This window comes from Shewanella sp. S23-S33 (assembly GCF_043359565.1).
Taxonomy (GTDB): Bacteria; Pseudomonadota; Gammaproteobacteria; order Enterobacterales; family Shewanellaceae; genus Shewanella; species Shewanella oncorhynchi.
In genome coordinates, this window is sequence record NZ_JBHFFD010000021.1 from 1 (window position 1) to 18,544 (window position 18,544).

An 18,544-nucleotide genomic window follows, 5' to 3' on the forward strand; every position below is an offset into this window, starting at 1 on the left:
CCAGAACAGAGTTCTGGCTTTGTTAAAACGCTGAACAAAGTGCACTTAATTGAAAACGCTTAGCTTATTTAAAGCGCTCCGCTTAAAACACTCTAATAGTCAACTCGCCGATGATAACCCTATCGGGCGAGCCTTGCTTCTATGGGCTTTCGTCGCTGCAAAGCCCATAAACGCACTGGTCGTTATTGCTTAGTCCAGCGGTCCATCCAACCGAAGACATTAGCATACCATTGCTCTAAGTTTTCAGGTTTTAAGATCCAATGGTTTTCATCAGGGAAAATCAATAACTCTGATGGGATCCCTTTACGCTGCATAAAACTGAATGCCGCTAAACCTTGACCATAAGGGACGCGGAAGTCCTTCTCACCGTGGATAACCAGCATGGGTGTTTTCCAGTTTTCAACATAATTCACTGGGTTAAACTTCTCATATAACGCTTTGTTATCTGAATAAGTGCCACCAAACTCATGCTCTGCGAACCACACTTCTTCGGTCACGTAATACATAGAACGCATATCGAACAGACCCGCGTGGTTAACTAAGCACTTGAAACCGTCGTTCCAGTTACCTTGGATCCAGTTCATCATGTAGCCGCCGTAAGAACCGCCGAGCGCACAGGTGTTTTGCGGATCGAGCCATTTTTGTTGCTGGCTCACCGCTGCTAGGCCTTTTTGCAGATCTTCTAATGGCTTACCACCCCAATCTTGGCTGATTGAATCAGTAAAGGCTTGGCCGTAACCAGTAGAGCCGTGGAAATCCACCATAACGACGCCATAACCCGCACCCGCCCATAATTGGGCATTCCAACGACCACTGAAGGCATTACCAAATGAACCTTGCGGCCCACCGTGAACGAGATAGGCAATTGGGTATTTTTTCCCTTCTTGGAAGTTCGCCGGTTTGATCCAGTAACCGTAAACGTCTTCGTTATTCCAACCTTTAAAGCTGAACTGTTCAAACTTACCAAACTTGATCTCGGCCAATTTGTCTTTATTCACTTCGGTCAGACGTTTAAGCCCTTCACCTTCAGTCGTAATGCTATAGAGATCGCCCGGTTCAACTAAGGTTTTGCTATCGAAAATCAGTTGTTCGTTAGTGACCGCAATTAAACTGTTCGTGCCATCACTGTAGACAGAACGCACATCGCCAAATTGGGTATTCACTTGGAAAATAGAGACTTGACCTAGGTCTTGTGCCGTCACATACAAGGTACGATTGTCAGGAGCAAACATCAGTGAGCTTGGGCTGCGATCCCATAATGGCGCAACTTCTTTGGTTTGGCCTGTGCTAGTATCGCGCAGCATAATGCCGTAACGATCTGCTTCAAAACCCGGTTTTTTCATTGCTAAATAGGCCATGTAACGACCATCGCTCGAAAATGTTGGCTGCGCATCCCATGCAAGATTGTCTTTGGTTAAGTTGGTTGCGGTGCCGCCTGTCACTGGCACTTGCCACAAATCATAGTTAGTGGTCCAAGCTTGATCTTTGCTAGGGGCTTTCGCGCTATAAACCACAAACTTACCGTCTGGGGTGAAAGTTACTTCTTCCATACCCGAGAAAGGTTTTGGCGGCGTTTCAGTATCTAAACCTTGAGTCACATCCACTACTTTAGTCAGTTTTTCACCGTTTACAGCGCCAACAAATAAGTGGTTACGGGCGTGGTCTTCCCACGTATCCCAATGGCGAACCATTAACTGCTTGTATTCACGGCCAGTCGATTTACGCTCAGCTTCGGCGGTAAATTTATCCTTTGAGCAGGCTAAGTCCTTACACTCGGGGAATACACGCATGCTGAGTACAACTTGTTTACCGTCGTTTGATAATTTGTAGCCATCAATATCCAAAGGTAAATCAGAAACTTGTACCGCTTCACCGCCCGTTAATGGCAGTTGAAATAACTGGCTTGAACCACTGCGACTGGCAAGGAAATAAATCGACTTGTCGTCATTGGCGAAGCTCACATCGTGCTCAGTGCCCGTGGCAGAGGTCAATTGCAGTGGTTTCGCCTTCGTGTCTATCAAATCTAATAGATACAGATCCGAGCTGGCCTCTCCCTTATCGTTTACCGTTTTAAGACCATAAACTAATTTAGTGCCATCATGGGACACAGTCGCAGAGTGCATCTTATTGAGTTTAATGAGTTGTTGCACAGTAAAAGGCGTTGGATCGGCCGCTTGGGCTGATAACGCCAGTCCCGCAGCGCCGAGCGCCAATAGGAGAGGAGCTATTTTCATTGTTATGTCCGTCTTTTGTTGAACAGGTTCGAGGCTTGCAAATATTCGATAATCATCATTGCTGCAAACACGAATGTTAAAAAACGATCTGAGATCGTATCTTTCGAAGATAAGCTTGCCACACTATCGAAACAAAAACGCTCAGGCAAGCCAAATGGCGAACCTGAGCGTATTTTTTTGTGACAAAATGTCAGTGGCGCAACGTTTTACCTCAAGAACAGATATCAGAACTCAAACTTAAGCTGTTTTGCTTAAAAAGCCATCAAGTTCAATCCGCTGCATCCTCACCTTTACGCTTTCGCGTTGGCGATATTCACTTTCCAAATTGCTGGGCCAGTTTCATGGGCGTTCACACCATGCGAATCCACAGCCACAGTCACTGGCATATCTTGCACATCAAACTCGTAAATCGCTTCCATGCCCAAATCAGCAAAGGCCACGACGCGAGAATGTTTAATCGCTTTAGACACTAAATATGCAGCGCCGCCAACGGCCATCAGATATACCGCTTTGTGTTTTTTGATCGATTCAACTGTCGCAGGGCCGCGCTCAGCTTTACCTATCATGCCCATCAAGCCCGTTTTCTCTAACATTAAGTCAGTGAATTTATCCATACGGGTTGCTGTGGTTGGACCCGCAGGACCGACAACTTCAGCACCGACTGGATCAACTGGGCCAACGTAGTAAATAAACTTACCGGTAAAGTCCACGCCTTCTGGCAGACCTTCACCGCTTTCAATCAGGCTTTGAATGCGCTTATGGGCAGCATCGCGACCTGTGAGCATTTTACCGCTCAGCAGAATGGTTTCACCGCTCTGCCACTGCTCAATATCCGCTTGAGTCACAGTATCTAAGTTAACGCGGCGCACATCATCACCCACTTCACGGGTGATTTCTGGCCAATCGGCCAATGATGGTGGCGTTAATTCCGCAGGACCTGAGCCATCTAAATGGAAATGTACGTGGCGTGTAGCAGCGCAGTTCGGGATCATCACCACTGGCTTTGACGCCGCATGGGTGGGCGCCGATTTGATTTTAACGTCTAACACTGTGGTTAACCCGCCAAGACCTTGTGCACCTATGCCTAAGCTATTCGCGCGCTCAAAAATGTCTAAACGCAGCTTTTCTTCGGTCGTTTGCGCGCCACGGGCCATCAACTCATGGATATCCACGCTTTCCATCAGCGCTTCTTTGGCTAATACGGCCGCTTTTTCTGCTGTGCCGCCAATGCCTATACCCAGCATTCCCGGTGGACACCAGCCCGCGCCCATGGTCGGTAGCGTTTTTTCTACCCAAGCGGCGATATCATCAGATGGGTTTAACATTACCATCTTCGCTTTGTTTTCACTGCCGCCGCCTTTAGCCGCAATCGCCACTTCGATGTGGTTGCCTGGCACCATGTCGATATGCACTACAGATGGGGTGTTATCTTTGGTATTTTTACGGCTGCCCGCAGGATCTGACACTATTGATGCGCGCAGTGGGTTATCAGGATTGGTATAGGCACGACGAACACCTTCGTCGACCATTTCCTGGATCGTCATATCGGTTTTGTCCCATTGGACACCCATACCCACTTTCACGAAAGTGGTCACAATCCCAGTGTCTTGACACAGAGGACGTTTACCTTCGGCCGACATACGCGAGTTAATTAAGATCTGGGCAATCGCATCCTTCGCCGCCGCACTTTGTTCACGCTCATAAGCTTGGCTCATGGCATCAACAAAATCCTTCGGGTGGTAATAAGAAATGTATTGCAAAGCATCCGCCACACTTTCAATAAAGTCGGCTTGTTTAATCACAGAAGTTTCAGACATTTTATGGTGAGATGACATAGTAGGAGCGCTCCAGCAGCCTTTGCGGCCTAACTTGTTTTTGTTTAATTCTTTCTGGGCCAATATGATACTCTTTCACATCTTTTTGGGCTACATCACATTTTGAATAGGGTTAATCGATGGCAATTAGGGCGTCAAAACAGCTTGCATCACGCCAACTTGACTGGACATTAAGTACCGCAGCACTGTTCGAACACTTTGCAAATGACACTTGGGCAATTCTGTTAGATTCGGCGAACGCGCCGCATCAAGACGCCAGATTCGACATCATTTGCGCCAATCCTATCGCAACGTTAGTGACTCAGGGCGAGCGTAGCGATATAAAGCTCATCGATACGAGCTTGAGCTTACCCGAGGCAATAGACCCAAACCGTGATCCCTTCGAGTTACTCAACACTTTATTAACCCATTGGTATTCAAAATCTTTTGATTGCGTTCTGCCCTTTAGTGGTGGCGCAATGGGCAGTTTTAGCTACGATTTAGGCCGCAGAATTGAATCCCTGCCGATAACGGCCAAGCAAGATATTCAACTGCCAGAGATGAACATCGGCTTTTACGACTGGGCGTTAGTTTTTGATTACCAAGACCAGTGTTGGCATTTGCTGCATTATTTAGGTGAAGCGGCACTCGACATTGAGTTGAATAAAATTCAAGATAAAATCACCAAAAAGCCAAATACCGCCGAATTCATGCTCACTGGCCCATGGACAGCACAAATCGATAAGGCCCAATACACGGCCAAGTTTGCAACAGTTCAAGCCTATTTGCACAGCGGCGATTGCTATCAAATAAATTTAACCCAAAGATTTGAAGCCCATTATCAAGGCGATGAGTGGTCGGCCTATAGCCAACTGCGCAATGCCAATAAAGCGCCCTTCTCGGCCTTTATGCGTCTGCCGCAAAACACGGTTTTATCGATTTCACCCGAGCGCTTTATTCAGCTTCGCGGTGACGATATTCAAACCAAACCTATCAAAGGCACACTGCCGCGTCATACCGATCCCGCATTGGATGTGAAAGCCGCCAATACACTGGCAAACTCACCAAAGGATCGCGCCGAAAATGTCATGATTGTCGATTTACTGCGTAATGATATCGGCAAAGTGGCGGCGGCAGGCTCAGTACGTGTACCGCATCTGTTTGAGATTGAAAGCTTTCCTGCCGTGCATCACTTAGTCAGTACGGTGACGGCCAAGCTTGATAGCCGATTCACGGCGAGTGATTTACTGCGCGCGGCGTTTCCCGGCGGCTCAATTACCGGCGCACCGAAAATTCGTGCCATGGAAATTATCGAAGAGCTCGAACCTTCACGGCGCAGCCTTTATTGTGGATCTATGGGTTATATCAGCCAAGACGGTCAAATGGATACCAGCATCACCATTCGCACTATTGTGGCCGAACAGGGCAAACTCTATTGCTGGGCTGGCGGCGGCATAGTGGCGGATTCAGAAGTGGATGCCGAGTACCAAGAAACCTTTGATAAGATCAGCCGTATTTTACCTTTGCTTGGCGCTGCGTCACAAAAGCCGTAAGCTTTAATACTAAACAGTCACGAGAACGTCGATGGATCAAGCGGAATTTAGACTCAGATTTAATCTGCACCCGTTAGCGCAGCAAGATCCGGCGGCATTCCCTCACCTTGGATTACGCAAAGCTGCGGTTTTGATCCCACTGCTGGAGATTAACGGTGAGCTGAATCTAATTTTGACCCAAAGACCTATGCATCTGCGCGCCCATCCGGGGCAGATCAGTTTCCCAGGCGGTAAAATTGAGCCCTATGATATTGATGCGATTGCGGCCGCGTTAAGGGAAGCAGAAGAGGAAATTGGACTCTCAAGGCATAACGTCGAGGTGGTGGGCACGTTTCCAGCCCATAATACCTTCACAGGGTTTGAAATCACTCCTGTGATAGGCATTATCAAGCAGGCATTTGATTTAAAACTCGATCCCGGTGAGGTAGCCGATTGCTTTACCGTGCCATTAAGCTTTTTTATTGAACCGAATAATCGCCACCAAAAACGCTTTTTACGCCAAGGGCGCTATTACAGCGTGCATTTTATTCCCTATCAACAACGGTTTATCTGGGGTGCGACTGCCGCGATTATCGACCATCTGTGCCGCCAATTAAGCATTCCTGCCGATATCCTCTGACTTCACTTGCCATTGCTAAACCGTTAAAAAGCCAAACTGTTAAATTAGCCAAACAATGATGCCTAGCTTAAACCACCAAGTGGATATACAAACCGGCGACAATAGAGGTTAACAGCAACATGGGAATATTAAACCAATAGCCCATACGACTGTGGTGGGCGACATAATAGTTAAACGCTAAACTGACCAAACTAATACCGCCACAAACCCAAATCAAATACTGCAATAATTGGGTTTCATGTGGATCCCAATGGACTCTAAATGTCGCACCGCGGCTTAAATAATCGCCAACTTCGCGATCGGGTCTCGCGTCACCAAACACTAATAGCGCATAGACGGCTATTGCCCAGCCTAAAATGGATAAGGTCGCAAGGATAATTTGAAATATTCTAGTCTTGCTCATACCGCCTCCCGCCGTTTAACTCACTATATCGCTCAATATCGATATTATTAACCTCAGGATACCTTTTTCAGCTTGAGAAAAGCCACCAGCAAGGTAATATAAACCTCCAAAATTTTCATATAAAACGTTTCGTTGGAGAATTAAGCAACAATGAGCATTGCATCTGTCGCATCTGTATTTAAAGGTGAGCACGCCGTCGGTTCTAAAGTCACAGTGCGTGGCTGGGTCAGAACCCGTCGTGACTCTAAAGCCGGCATCTCTTTTTTAGCTGTTTACGACGGCTCTTGCTTTAATCCTATCCAAGGTGTCGTGCCCAATAGCTTAGATAATTACGACAACGAAGTGTTAAAGCTGACTGCGGGTTGCTCTGTTGTAATGACTGGCGACGTGGTGGAATCTCCAGGTGCAGGCCAAGCATTTGAGCTGCAAGTGACTGAACTTGAAGTCGCTGGCTGGGTTGATGATCCAGACACTTACCCAATGGCCGCTAAGCGTCACTCAATTGAACATTTACGCGAATTAGCGCACTTACGCCCACGCACTAACATTATTGGTGCCGTTGCTCGCGTACGTAACTGTCTATCTCAAGCGATTCACCGCTTCTACCACGAAGAAGGCTTTATTTGGGTATCGACCCCACTTATCACAGCATCAGATTGCGAAGGCGCCGGTGAGATGTTCCGCGTATCGACCTTAGATATGGAAAACCTGCCGCGTACTGAAGCGGGTAAAGTCGATTACGATAAAGATTTCTTCGGTAAAGAAGCTTTCCTGACCGTATCTGGCCAATTGAATGCTGAAACCTACGCCTGTGCACTGTCAAAAGTGTATACCTTTGGCCCGACTTTCCGTGCTGAAAACTCAAACACCAGCCGCCACTTAGCGGAATTCTGGATGGTTGAGCCTGAAGTCGCCTTCGCTAACTTAAACGACATCGCAGGCCTTGCCGAAGCTATGTTGAAATACGCGTTCAATGCCGTATTGACTGAGCGTATGGACGATTTAACCTTCTTCGCCCAACACGTTGATAAGACTGTGATCGACCGTCTGCAATCTTTCGTTTCAAGCGATTTTGCTCAAGTGGATTACACGGATGCGGTTGAAATTCTGCAAAACTGTGGCAGAACCTTCGAGTTCCCAGTGTCTTGGGGCATCGATTTATCTTCTGAGCATGAGCGTTACTTAGCCGAAGAACACTTCAAAGCCCCTGTGGTAGTGAAGAACTATCCAAAAGATATCAAAGCCTTCTACATGCGCTTAAACGATGACGGTAAAACTGTTGCCGCGATGGACGTGTTAGCTCCAGGTATTGGTGAGATCATCGGTGGCTCTCAACGTGAAGAGCGTTTAGACGTGCTAGATATGCGTCTAGCCGAAATGGATCTGAACCAAGAAGATTACTGGTGGTACCGTGATATGCGCCGTTATGGCACAGTGCCACATGCAGGTTTTGGTCTAGGGTTTGAGCGTTTAGTGTCTTACGTGACGGGCGTGAACAACATTCGTGATGTTATCCCTTTCCCACGTGCACCGCGCACTGCGAACTTCTAATCTCCCTTTAATTGGGACTGCATAGCTAAGACATCTCTATTAAGCCTTAGCAAAACGAAAGGAGCTGAATATTCAGCTCCTTTTTGTTCGTCCGTTTTTAGTCACATCATGCGGCTAAACAACCATTAATCCACCAGACTCAACGCCTGCGCAATATATTCCGCGACTCGCTTGGCAGCAATATCATCGATTGACACCAACTTAATATGGCGACGAAACTTGCCACTGCCTTCAAGTACCTTGTGTGGATCGCTAAGATTCGCGCCTAAGCTAAACTCCAATGAAACATGCTGTTTATAGGCAAACACACCACCAAAACTGGCTTTGGTGCTAAAGAGTATACCGCCGTACTTAACGGCTTCAGTAATGGCCCGCGACGATGTAGTAGCGGCGGTTTTGACCTCCTGCCTCACCCCCTGCACTATTTCAAACAGACTCGGGCTGGTACATAAAATATCTTCTAACAGTTTTTCAAGTTGCGGCTGATCTTCCATCATGATCTCTTTACCTCTCATACAAGCAAGACTATCCCAGCCCGATTGTAGCGCGCTAATCGGACTGAATAACACCCTATTGAAGCATCCCTAAAAAATAGTGACGTGCCAATAAAAAGGCCAAGCGTGGAGTACGCTTGGCCTTTTGCTGGAGTTGTCCAACTTAGCAAGGCTAAGTCACACGGATAAACACTGCGCCCTAGATTAAAACCCCTTCACACCGGCCATGTCAGGGAGATGATGAGCAATCCCCTTGTGGCAGTCGATACAGGTCTTTTCGCCGCTTGCCAGTGACGTTGAGTGCATCTGCGCCGCTCTGGGTGATTGGCGAGTAAAGTCCATGTAAGTGAAGTTATGGCAGTTACGACACTCGAGCGAATCATTGGCCTTTAACCTTGCCCACTCATGTTCTGCCAGTTCACGACGCTTATCTTCAAACTTCTCACGGGTATTAATCGTCCCAAAAACCTTACCCCACACTTCCTTAGATGCCTGCATCTTACGGGCAATTTTATCGGTCCAGTTATGCGGTACGTGGCAATCGGGACACGTCGCCCGCACGCCACTGCGGTTAGTGAAATGAATCGTCGTCTGTAACTCTTGATAGACGTTATTTTCCATCTCATGGCAACCAATACAGAAAGCTTCTTGGTTGGTCACTTCTAGGGCAGTGTTAAACCCGCCCCAGAAAATCACGCCAGCCACAAAACCACCTAAGGTCAAAAAACCTAAACTGTAATGCACACTCGGACGATTGAGTACCTGCCAGATTTTTTTCAGTTTATCTAACATGCTAACTCCTAGTGTTTTTTCTGCTCAGTGTTGGCTTTGATCAGATGTTCCATATCCACAAAGTCGTTTTCGACCAGTAACTTGGCATCTAACTGCGGCACATGACACTGAGTGCAGAAATAGCGGCGCGGCGATAACTCGGCTAAGAAGTTATTGTCCCTGTCCATAAAATGCGTGACGCTGACCATAGGCGCTTGCGAGTCCCCAATGCGGCTACGAGCATGGCAAGCCATACACTTGTTCACTTTAAGATCAAGCTGATAGCCGTCGATCTTGTGTGGGATCACCGGTGGTTGCATGGGATAGCTGCGCACTTCCTTCACATCGGTATTACGCACACTTTGCATCGCAGGTGGCGTAGGCTCGACATTGATAGGCGCTTGGCGCAGGGTATCAATTTTATCTTCGGGAATACTGGCGGCAGACACACTTGTCATGATGAATGAGCCAAATACCAATAAACCGATCGCTGAGACTAATTTTAGGGTTTTCATCGTGTTCTCCTTAAACCTTGACGATCTTCACCGCACACTTTTTAAAGTCAGTTTGTTTTGACAAGGGATCTGTCGCATCTAAAGTGACTTTATTAATGAGCTGGCTAGCATCAAACCAAGGCACGAACACTAAACCCACGGGCGGTTTATTGCGGCCACGGGTTTCGACTCGGGTCTTAATTTCACCGCGACGGGACACAACGCGAATTTCATCGCCACGGCGCAGACCGCGTTTTTTCGCATCTTCAGGGTGCATAAAACATACGGCATCGGGGAAGGCACGATATAGCTCAGGCACACGTTGGGTCATAGAACCCGAATGCCAGTGTTCCAACACTCGACCCGTCGACAACCAGATATCATATTCTTCATCGGGCGCTTCTGCGGCAGGTTCATAGGGCAAAGCGAAAATCACCGCACGACCATCGGGATGACCGTAAAACTCAAAGCCCTTACCTGCTTTAACATAAGGATCTGTGCCTTCACGGAAGCGCCACTTGGTTTCTTTACCATCGACCACAGGCCAACGCAGACCATGAGCCTCATGGTAAACATCAAATGGGGCGAGATCGTGGCCATGGCCGCGGCCAAAGGTCGCATATTCCTCGAATAAGCCTTTTTGGACATAGAAGCCAAAATGTTTAGCCTCATCGTTCAAATACTTAGGATCGGCATCCGCCAGCGGGAACTTATCAACATTACCGTTCTGATACAGGACTTCGAATAGGGTTTTCCCTTTGAACTCAGGGTTCGCCGCTAATACATCCTTAGGCCAGACTTCGTCTGTGGTGAAACGCTTCGCAAACTCCATCAATTGCCACAGATCCGAATGGGACTCACCCGGTGCCTGCACCATTTGATGCCAAAACTGAGTACGGCGCTCGGCGTTACCGTAGGCGCCCTCTTTTTCCACCCACATAGCGGTGGGCAAAATCAAATCGGCCGCTTGAGTCGTCACCGTCGGATAGGCATCGGACACCACGATAAAGTTGACAGGGTTACGGTAACCCGGTAAACCTTCTTCATTGATGTTTGGGCCCGCCTGCATATTGTTGTTCACTTGCACCCAGTAACAATTTAAGTCGCCATCTTTTAGACGACGGTTTTGCTCGACAGCGTGATAACCGGGTTTAGGTGGAATAATGCCGCTTGGGATCTTCCAAATGTCTTCGGCATGCTTTCTGTGTTCAGGATTGGTCACGACCATATCGGCGGGTAAGCGATGGGAAAACGTCCCCACTTCACGGGCCGTGCCACAGGCTGATGGTTGACCCGTCAAAGAGAATGGACTGTTACCTGGGGTTGAAATTTTACCCATCAAGAGATGAATGTTATAAATCAGGTTGTTACACCACACACCTCGGGTATGTTGGTTAAAACCCATGGTCCAAAATGAGGTCACTTTGATGTCGGGATCGGCATACAGCTTGGCCAGCGCAATCAGTTTATCCTCGGGCACGCCCGACAACTTACTGACTTTTTCGACGCTATAATCCGCCACGAAGGCTTTAAAGGTCTCAAAATCAATTGGGGTTGAATCCCCCGCCGTTTTAACATTTTTCGCTTTTTTCTCAAGGGGATGTGTCGGACGCAAACCATAACCAATATCTGTTGTGCCCTGACGGAAGTTAACGTGTTTCTTCACGAAGTCCCAGTTCACTTTATCATTCTGAATGATGTAGTTAGCTATGTAGTTCAAAATGGCTAAATCGGTTTGCGGGGTGAACACGATCGGCAAGTCGGCCAAATCGAAGGATCTGTGTTCAAACGTCGACAACACGGCCACTTTTACATGGCTGGCACTGAGACGTCTGTCTGTCACTCGACTCCAGAGGATCGGGTGCATCTCCGCCATATTCGAGCCCCAAAGGACGAAGGCATCGGCGGCTTCCATATCGTCATAGCAACCCATAGGTTCGTCGATACCGAAGGTGCGCATAAACCCGACCACGGCTGACGCCATACAGTGACGCGCATTCGGATCGATATTATTCGATCCAAACCCCGCTTTCATCAACTTAACGGCAGCATAACCTTCCCACACAGTCCATTGGCCCGAGCCAAACATGCCCACAGCAGTTGGCCCTTTGGCTTTGATGGTCTCTTTCCATTTTTGCGCCATGATGTCGAAGGCACTGTCCCAACTGATGGGCGAAAACTCACCGTGCTTGTCGTATTTGCCATCTGTCATCCGCAGCATAGGCGTGGTTAAGCGATCGCTGCCATACATGATTTTCGACAGGAAATAGCCCTTGATACAGTTGAGCCCACGGTTCACTTCACTGTTGGCATCGCCATGGGTGGCAACCACTTTGCCGTCGCGAGTTGCGACAATCACAGAGCAGCCCGTGCCGCAAAAACGGCATGGGGCTTTATTCCACTCTAATTTGGTTTGTTCTGAGCTGGTAATTAAGTTGCTTGCGCCTGCGGGCAAGGCTAAACCAGCGGCGCCTGCAGCGGCAATCACTGCATTGGCCTTGATAAAGTCACGTCTGTTCATATTCATTCTTCACCCTCTTCGAGCACTTCACTCTGGTGGTAAACCATAGTGGCTGATAACACGCCCGGAATGGCATTGATCGCTTCGATACTGTCCATCAAGGCGCGTTGCGTCTCGCCTTCGATCACGACGACCAATTTCACTTCGTTGTTGACGGAAAGTTCGGCATTTTCAATGGTCATTATCTGTTGTCTAACATCTGCCATTTTCTGCGGTAAGACCTGCACCACTAAACTGGTGATATGGAGTTCTTTGCTCATCCGACATTCCACTCTTATTTTTAACTATTTGATGATGTTACGTTTAACCAGCGCCCGGTGGACCCGTCAAAATTTGGCTGAACCAAATAGCAAAGCCCAGACCACTGACCAGTAGTACGGACAATAACGGTGCGAGAAACACGGTTAAAAAGATAAAGATTTTCAGTTCTAAGGATTTTTCTTCTGCGGTGCTAGCACTCATGCATCCTCCAAGAGGTGTGTTCCTGCCACTTTGAATGCGCTGCAAAAAATCGCCAGCGGCAGGTTTTATGTATATCTATTGCATCTTTGGATCACGAAGCGATCATACCTTTTAGTTGTTAACAAAATGTATACCTCCAAATTGGTAAAGCGGATGATGCTTGATCCAGATCATCAATTTGATGTGAGTATTCGTCAGATCTCAGTTTTTAAACGTTTTTTGCTATTACAAATTAGATTATTGAATTTATTTTATGATTAATAAGCGACTGAAATGGATAAATCACTGCAAGAAAACAACAGAAAAACCGCCAAAAAAACCTGAGTATTCATAAAGGAGTAGGCAATAGAAAGGTGTTAAAACATGCGAGATAACGACTTGATCCCAAAAGAAAGATATTCGGCATAAAAGCATCGCTGCCACCCCAAAAAAGCGCTCATTTTATATGCCGAGCAGTATCTCTCACAGTTGATCACTTGGTTTTATCTGAGGTGGTCACTTTCAGCCATTGAAGAATGATGACTCTAGAATAAGTAGATAACTTTGATGTGAGTAAATAACTTTGGTACTAGGAAATAACTTTGGTACTAGGAAATAACTAGGACATGAATGACATGAGTAGATATAACGTTAAAGAAGGCCCGTTTCATGGCGCATCAGTGGGGGTATATCGCGTGAGAAGCGTAAGTATAGGAAAATAAAAAACCGAGAAAATGGTTAGTTTTCTCGGTTTGTTTAGTCATTTTTTGATCGCGTTATTGTTACATTAATCGGACAAAGGCGCTCAGCTCGACCTTTAAATCAGTCTATTAAACCTGTTGAATATGATTCAAAATGCGCTTTTCAGATATCGGATATGCCGTGCCTAACACCTGTGCAAAACAAGAGACACGGTACTCTTCAATCATCCAGCGCGCCTCGATTAACGCAGGTGGTGTCGGCATAGCACGTGGCACTTTCGCCAGTTGTGCGTTCAATGCTTCCTGTACCTTGTTAATGCTCTGCATATGCAAACGGTCACGAGTCGGATCAACGGGCAACTTCTCGACACGGATTTCAATCGCTTTTAAGTAACGCGCCACATCAGCTAAACGATTCCAACCACAAGATTCGACAAACCCTTTAAACACTAACTTGTCTAATTGGCTTTGAATATCACTCATAGCAAAGGCAATGTCTAAGCTAATTTTGCCCTTAAGACGCTTTTTAATGCTCTGATACAAGGTCAAAATCTGCTCAACCTTCAAAGCAATTTGCTCGGCGGTCGGGTTGAGTTCTTGGCGAACCCAATCCTTTGCCTGCTCAAATTGGGCTTGATTACGCACATCGAGGGCTTTTTCATCCAACAATTGCTGCACAGCGGCGGCAATAATGTCATCAATTAAGATTTGCACTTGACCGAAGGGATTGAAATACATCGCCAATTTCGCCTTATTCGGCAAAGCTTGCTGTAAGTGTTTCACCGGTGATGGAATGTTTAGCAGCAATAAGCGTCGCAGACCTTGGCGATGGGCATCTAAGGCCTCAAATTCATCATCAAATAATTTGATCGCAACACTGTCTTTTTTATCGATCAGCGCCGGAAACGCCCGCACTTGGTAATTGCCTTTTTGCTGCTGATATTGCTGCGGCAAATCGCCAAAGGACCACTCAGTTAACGCTTCTTGCTCTATACCTTTATCCGCCACCTGACGAATGGCCTTAGCCACCACGCCCTGCAACTCGGCTTTTAAAGTATCGAGCACCCGACCTTCAGCGACTAAGTTGTTTTTATCGTCTTCGATTTTAAAGTTCATCTGCAAATGCGCAGGCAGTTGCGTTAAATCAAAATCATCCGGCGATATGCGCGTGCCACTCATGCGCAATAATTGTTTACACATGGCCTCGAGCAAACTGGCGCTAAAAGGCACCATGGCCTGCACACAAGCGCGGGCATAGTCAGGCGCGGGCACAAAGTTACGCCGTAAACTCTTAGGCAAAGATTTGATCAGCGCGATGCACTTTTCTTCCCTCAGCCCAGCCACTAGCCAATCAAAATCGCTATCGTCGATTTGATTAAGTAGCGCCACCGGAATGTGCACCGACACACCATCATCCGCCGCCGCGGGTTCAAAGTGATAACTTAGCTGCAGGCGCAAATTGCCCTTGTGCCACGTATCGGGGAAATCCAAGGTCGAAATATGGTCGGCATTGCGCTGCATTAACAGCGCTTTGCTGAAATCGAGTAAATCCGGTTGCTCGCGCTTGGCCTTCTTCCACCAGCCAAAAAACAGCTGGGCGTTGTAAATCCCCTCGGGGATCCGCGGCTCGTAAAAATCCACCAACACTTGCTCGTCCACCAAAATATCGCGGCGACGGGATTTATGTTCGAGTGATTCAATGTCTTCGAGCAGCTTTTGGTTAGCGACAAAAAACGCTTCTTGGGTCTGTAACTGCCCTTCAGCCAAAGCGCTGCGGATAAAAATCTCACGCGCTTCAACGGGATCGATGGGGCCGTATTGCACTTTACGACGGTGAACAACCGTCAAGCCGTAGAGCACTTGATTCTCAAGGGCGATAACACTGCCAGGTTTTGCCTCAAAATGGGGCTCCACATAGCTTTTCTTGATCAAATGCGCCGCTAAGGGCTCTAGCCATTCGGGTTCGATTTTGGCGCAGCAGCGAGCGAATAAGCGTGAGGTTTCGGTAAGCTCAGCCGCCATGATCCACTTAGGGCCTTTTTTGGCCAGTGGCGAACCGGGAAACACAAAGAATTTACGATTACGGGCACCTAAGTACTCGTTATTGTTATCTTTAAAACCAACATGACTCAATAAGCCCGATAAGAGCGCGCGGTGCAAGCTGTCGTAATTGGCTGGCGTATCGTTTAAGCGCCACTTTAAATCGTGCACGGCTTGTTTAAGCTGGGCGTATAAATCCTGCCACTCGCGAACGCGCAAATAGGCCAAATATTCATCGCGGCACTTTTTACGGAACTGACTAGCAGATAACTCTTTTTGTTGATCTTTTAAGTGCTGCCACAGGTTTATCCAGCTAACGAAATCGGAACTGGGATCGGCAAAACGGCGATGGGCTTCATCACTGGCTTGCTTCTTCTCCATCGGACGTTCGCGGGGATCTTGAATCGATAAGCCCGCGGCAATCACTAGCACTTCGTTCAAACAACCTAACTGCTGACTCTCGACCACCATACGCGCCAAACGCGGATCCACAGGAATTTGCGCCAAGTTGCGCCCAAGTGGTGTCAGCACTAGCTTGCCGTGTTTACTCTCAACCGCTTGTAATTCTTCGAGCAACAGGAAACCATCGCGGATATGGCGTGGATCGGGTGGCTCGATAAAAGGGAAACCGGCGATATCACCCAAACCGATGGCGAGCATCTGCAAAATGACCGAAGCCAAGTTAGTGCGCAAGATTTCAGGATCGGTAAAGGCCGGACGATTATTAAAATCCGCCTCATCGTACAAACGAATACAAATACCCGGCCCCACCCGACCACAACGGCCTTGACGCTGATTGGCGCTCGCTTGCGAGATAGGTTCAATCGGTAAACGCTGCACCTTAGTGCGATAGCTATAGCGGCTGATACGCGCCGTACCTGGATCGATAACGTAGCGAATGCCCGGCACAGTCAGCGAGGTTTCCGCCACGTTGGTCGCTAATACAATCCGCCGACCTCTGTGACTACTGAAGACTTTAGACTGCTCACCGTAAGATAAACGTGCGTACAGCGGCAAAATTTCGGTATCGCGGTAATTACGCCGACTTAATTGTTCGGCCGTATCGCGAATTTCCCGCTCGCCGTTCATAAAGATCAGAATGTCGCCCAGCCCTTCGGCCACCAACTCATCGACGGCGGCAAAAATGCCTTCGATTTGATCTAAATCGGCATCGCTATCTTGCACTAAGGGTCGGTAACGGGTTTCGACCGGAAAGGTACGGCCCGACACTTCGATAATAGGCGCATTGTTGAAATGCTTAGAAAAACGCTCAACGTCTATGGTCGCCGATGTGATAATAACTTTGAGATCGGGGCGTCTTTTGAGAATTTGTTTGAGGTAGCCCAGAATAAAATCGATGTTGAGGCTGCGCTCGTGGGCCTCATCTATGATGATGGTATCGTATTGATCGAGATTGCGATCGGAGGTTAATTCCGCCAGTAAAATACCGTCGGTCATCAACTTGATATAAGAGTCACTCTTAAGCGCATCGGCAAAACGCACTTTAAAGCCAACCACTTCACCGAGCGGACTTTGTAATTCTTCGGCGACTCGGCTCGCCACACTGCGGGCGGCTAAACGTCGTGGCTGGGTGTGGCCTATCATGCCACGGCAACCTAGGCCTAATTCCAAACAGATTTTAGGTAACTGGGTCGTTTTACCCGAGCCCGTTTCACCGGCGATGATCACCACTTGATTGCCCGCAATCGCACGTGCAATATCATCGCGCATCAAGGAAACGGGCAGGTTTTCAGGATAGTGGATTTTAGGCCGAGCGTTACGACGCTGCTCAACCTTCTCAAACGCCGCCTGCGCTTGCTCGCTCAGCTGAGCTAAGACTTGGGTCTTTTTATCTGAGTCGGCTTCTTTATTGAGCTTAAATAAACGACGACGGATCCGCGACGCGTCGCTCTGATAACAAAGATTAAGAAAGGCGTTCGATAGCGGATGTTTGTCTGAGTTCAAATCCAAATTCCATTGCTAGCATCAAAAACGGCGATCCTAGCAAGGAAAGTGGCGTAATGGTATTGCTAATTTACTCTGCACTCAGTATATGGCGTGTCAGTTTCGCACTGGCTCGACTTAGATTAAACCGGTGACAGATAACATTGTTGCATATAGATATTCATGGCTTTGAGCACATTGGTGCGATTAATCGTGCCAATTACTTTGCCATGTTCAACCACTGGATACACTTTAGGTTTAGGCCCTAGCATTTGTTCGGCGAGCTGCAAAATACTGTCATCTGGCCCAACGAACAGCACTTCAGTGCGCATGCAATCCTTCACCACTGAGGTCATATCACAGTGATAGCTACTTTTGATCATTACAGCCAAACAATCCTGCTGGGATAAAAAGCCCACCAAATCGCCCGTATCATCAACCACTGCTGCGCCCATTTTATTATTATCTAACAGCTTTTCGACCGCAGTCGCAAGCGACATATTAGCGCGCAGCAACACGGGCTGACGATCCATATGGTCGCGGATTTTAATTAAGTCCATAGTCTTTCCCTCGAATTAACCCTACGTTTGTAGTCTAGTCAAAATATCGGCAAGAATGTGCGATTTATATCGATTGGGCTTATCTAGTGCATAATACCAATCACATTAAATATCTAATCAGTTCAGAGCCTCACAGGCATCTCACTCCAAGGCGCATTGACGCAGAAATGGTTATTCCCTTTTAAGTCAATGCAACACCGAAGTGGGATGCCTGTGTGGCTCCCGAAGGGCGGCTGATGTTCACTACATGGCAAATCGCTTTACACTACGTTTAAGGCTTTCGACAGAGCACCACTATGCCTTCAAGCCTTCGCCTTGTCTAAAGCGCATTGAACTCCCGCTGAATGAACAGATATTTAATACGATTGGTATAATCCAATGTCAACAAGAGCTAACAGGACAAA

The 18,544-nt window shown here is 47.6% G+C and carries 14 protein-coding genes; 3 read left to right on the forward strand and 11 right to left on the reverse strand.

The features are described 5' to 3' along the window. Window positions 1-182: 182 nt before the first annotated feature. Window positions 183-2,234 (reverse strand): S9 family peptidase, encoded by a 2,052-nt coding sequence (locus tag ACHA99_RS06080; RefSeq protein ID WP_113939551.1) that lies wholly within the window; start codon window positions 2,232-2,234, stop codon window positions 183-185. Between the two features lie 290 nt (window positions 2,235-2,524). Further along, complete coding sequence (locus tag ACHA99_RS06085) at window positions 2,525-4,069, reverse strand: fumarate hydratase (RefSeq protein WP_219233691.1); 1,545 nt, start codon at window positions 4,067-4,069, stop codon at window positions 2,525-2,527. A 119-nt stretch (window positions 4,070-4,188) separates the two neighbouring features. On the opposite strand from ACHA99_RS06085, the gene pabB reads away from it, so the two are divergent. Together pabB and ACHA99_RS06095 are read left to right on the forward strand one after the other, a co-directional pair. Next, complete coding sequence (gene pabB, locus ACHA99_RS06090; RefSeq protein ID WP_338257677.1) at window positions 4,189-5,601, forward strand: aminodeoxychorismate synthase component I; 1,413 nt, start codon at window positions 4,189-4,191, stop codon at window positions 5,599-5,601. Between the two features lie 31 nt (window positions 5,602-5,632). Then, the gene (locus ACHA99_RS06095) at window positions 5,633-6,220 is read left to right on the forward strand and encodes a CoA pyrophosphatase (RefSeq protein WP_393941685.1); all 588 of its coding nucleotides are present in this window, start codon (window positions 5,633-5,635) and stop codon (window positions 6,218-6,220) included. A gap of 67 nt (window positions 6,221-6,287) precedes the next feature. Here the strand turns inward: ACHA99_RS06095 and ACHA99_RS06100 are convergent, their stop codons facing one another. Beyond that, entirely contained in the window at window positions 6,288-6,623 is a 336-nt protein-coding gene (locus ACHA99_RS06100) for a hypothetical protein (protein WP_393941687.1), read from the reverse strand. A gap of 150 nt (window positions 6,624-6,773) precedes the next feature. On the opposite strand from ACHA99_RS06100, the gene asnS reads away from it, so the two are divergent. Further along, complete coding sequence (gene asnS, locus ACHA99_RS06105) at window positions 6,774-8,174, forward strand: asparagine--tRNA ligase (RefSeq protein WP_105252305.1); 1,401 nt, start codon at window positions 6,774-6,776, stop codon at window positions 8,172-8,174. Window positions 8,175-8,299: 125 nt separating this feature from the next. On the opposite strand, the gene ACHA99_RS06110 is transcribed toward asnS, so the two are convergent. The 8 genes from ACHA99_RS06110 to ACHA99_RS06145 form a co-directional block, all read right to left on the reverse strand. After that, window positions 8,300-8,689 (reverse strand): DUF1801 domain-containing protein, encoded by a 390-nt coding sequence (locus ACHA99_RS06110; protein WP_393941689.1) that lies wholly within the window; start codon window positions 8,687-8,689, stop codon window positions 8,300-8,302. Between the two features lie 183 nt (window positions 8,690-8,872). After that, window positions 8,873-9,460 carry a cytochrome c3 family protein gene (locus ACHA99_RS06115; protein WP_028760143.1) on the reverse strand — a complete coding sequence of 196 codons (588 nt, stop codon included), beginning with the start codon at window positions 9,458-9,460 and terminating at the stop codon, window positions 8,873-8,875. Window positions 9,461-9,468: 8 nt separating this feature from the next. Further along, window positions 9,469-9,954: a nitrate reductase cytochrome c-type subunit gene (locus tag ACHA99_RS06120; protein ID WP_028760144.1), complete on the reverse strand. Its 486-nt coding sequence runs from the start codon at window positions 9,952-9,954 to the stop codon at window positions 9,469-9,471. A 10-nt stretch (window positions 9,955-9,964) separates the two neighbouring features. Then, window positions 9,965-12,454, reverse strand: a complete 2,490-nt coding sequence (gene napA / locus ACHA99_RS06125) for a nitrate reductase catalytic subunit NapA (protein ID WP_393941832.1) — start codon at window positions 12,452-12,454, stop codon at window positions 9,965-9,967. 2 nt (window positions 12,455-12,456) lie between these two features. Beyond that, window positions 12,457-12,714 (reverse strand): chaperone NapD, encoded by a 258-nt coding sequence (locus ACHA99_RS06130; RefSeq protein WP_028760146.1) that lies wholly within the window; start codon window positions 12,712-12,714, stop codon window positions 12,457-12,459. Between the two features lie 43 nt (window positions 12,715-12,757). Further along, window positions 12,758-12,916 (reverse strand): nitrate reductase, encoded by a 159-nt coding sequence (locus ACHA99_RS06135; protein WP_028760147.1) that lies wholly within the window; start codon window positions 12,914-12,916, stop codon window positions 12,758-12,760. Between the two features lie 809 nt (window positions 12,917-13,725). Next, window positions 13,726-17,601 carry an ATP-dependent RNA helicase HrpA gene (hrpA, locus tag ACHA99_RS06140; RefSeq protein ID WP_393941692.1) on the reverse strand — a complete coding sequence of 1,292 codons (3,876 nt, stop codon included), beginning with the start codon at window positions 17,599-17,601 and terminating at the stop codon, window positions 13,726-13,728. A gap of 122 nt (window positions 17,602-17,723) precedes the next feature. After that, entirely contained in the window at window positions 17,724-18,140 is a 417-nt protein-coding gene (locus ACHA99_RS06145; protein WP_028760149.1) for a CBS domain-containing protein, read from the reverse strand. Window positions 18,141-18,544 lie beyond the last annotated feature (404 nt).

What these genes read in the sequence shown, in the direction of transcription:
- ACHA99_RS06100 (WP_393941687.1), bottom strand. Translation starts at nt 6,623, where the DNA reads ATGAGCAAGACTAGAATATTTCAAATTATCCTTGCGACCTTATCCATT.
- ACHA99_RS06080 (WP_113939551.1), bottom strand. Translation starts at nt 2,234, where the DNA reads ATGAAAATAGCTCCTCTCCTATTGGCGCTCGGCGCTGCGGGACTGGCG.
- asnS (WP_105252305.1), top strand. Translation starts at nt 6,774, where the DNA reads ATGAGCATTGCATCTGTCGCATCTGTATTTAAAGGTGAGCACGCCGTC.
- ACHA99_RS06095 (WP_393941685.1), top strand. Translation starts at nt 5,633, where the DNA reads ATGGATCAAGCGGAATTTAGACTCAGATTTAATCTGCACCCGTTAGCG.
- ACHA99_RS06145 (WP_028760149.1), bottom strand. Translation starts at nt 18,140, where the DNA reads ATGGACTTAATTAAAATCCGCGACCATATGGATCGTCAGCCCGTGTTG.
- ACHA99_RS06110 (WP_393941689.1), bottom strand. Translation starts at nt 8,689, where the DNA reads ATGAGAGGTAAAGAGATCATGATGGAAGATCAGCCGCAACTTGAAAAA.
- ACHA99_RS06135 (WP_028760147.1), bottom strand. Translation starts at nt 12,916, where the DNA reads ATGAGTGCTAGCACCGCAGAAGAAAAATCCTTAGAACTGAAAATCTTT.
- ACHA99_RS06085 (WP_219233691.1), bottom strand. Translation starts at nt 4,069, where the DNA reads ATGTCATCTCACCATAAAATGTCTGAAACTTCTGTGATTAAACAAGCC.
- pabB (WP_338257677.1), top strand. Translation starts at nt 4,189, where the DNA reads ATGGCAATTAGGGCGTCAAAACAGCTTGCATCACGCCAACTTGACTGG.
- ACHA99_RS06130 (WP_028760146.1), bottom strand. Translation starts at nt 12,714, where the DNA reads ATGAGCAAAGAACTCCATATCACCAGTTTAGTGGTGCAGGTCTTACCG.
- ACHA99_RS06120 (WP_028760144.1), bottom strand. Translation starts at nt 9,954, where the DNA reads ATGAAAACCCTAAAATTAGTCTCAGCGATCGGTTTATTGGTATTTGGC.
- napA (WP_393941832.1), bottom strand. Translation starts at nt 12,454, where the DNA reads ATGAACAGACGTGACTTTATCAAGGCCAATGCAGTGATTGCCGCTGCA.
- ACHA99_RS06115 (WP_028760143.1), bottom strand. Translation starts at nt 9,460, where the DNA reads ATGTTAGATAAACTGAAAAAAATCTGGCAGGTACTCAATCGTCCGAGT.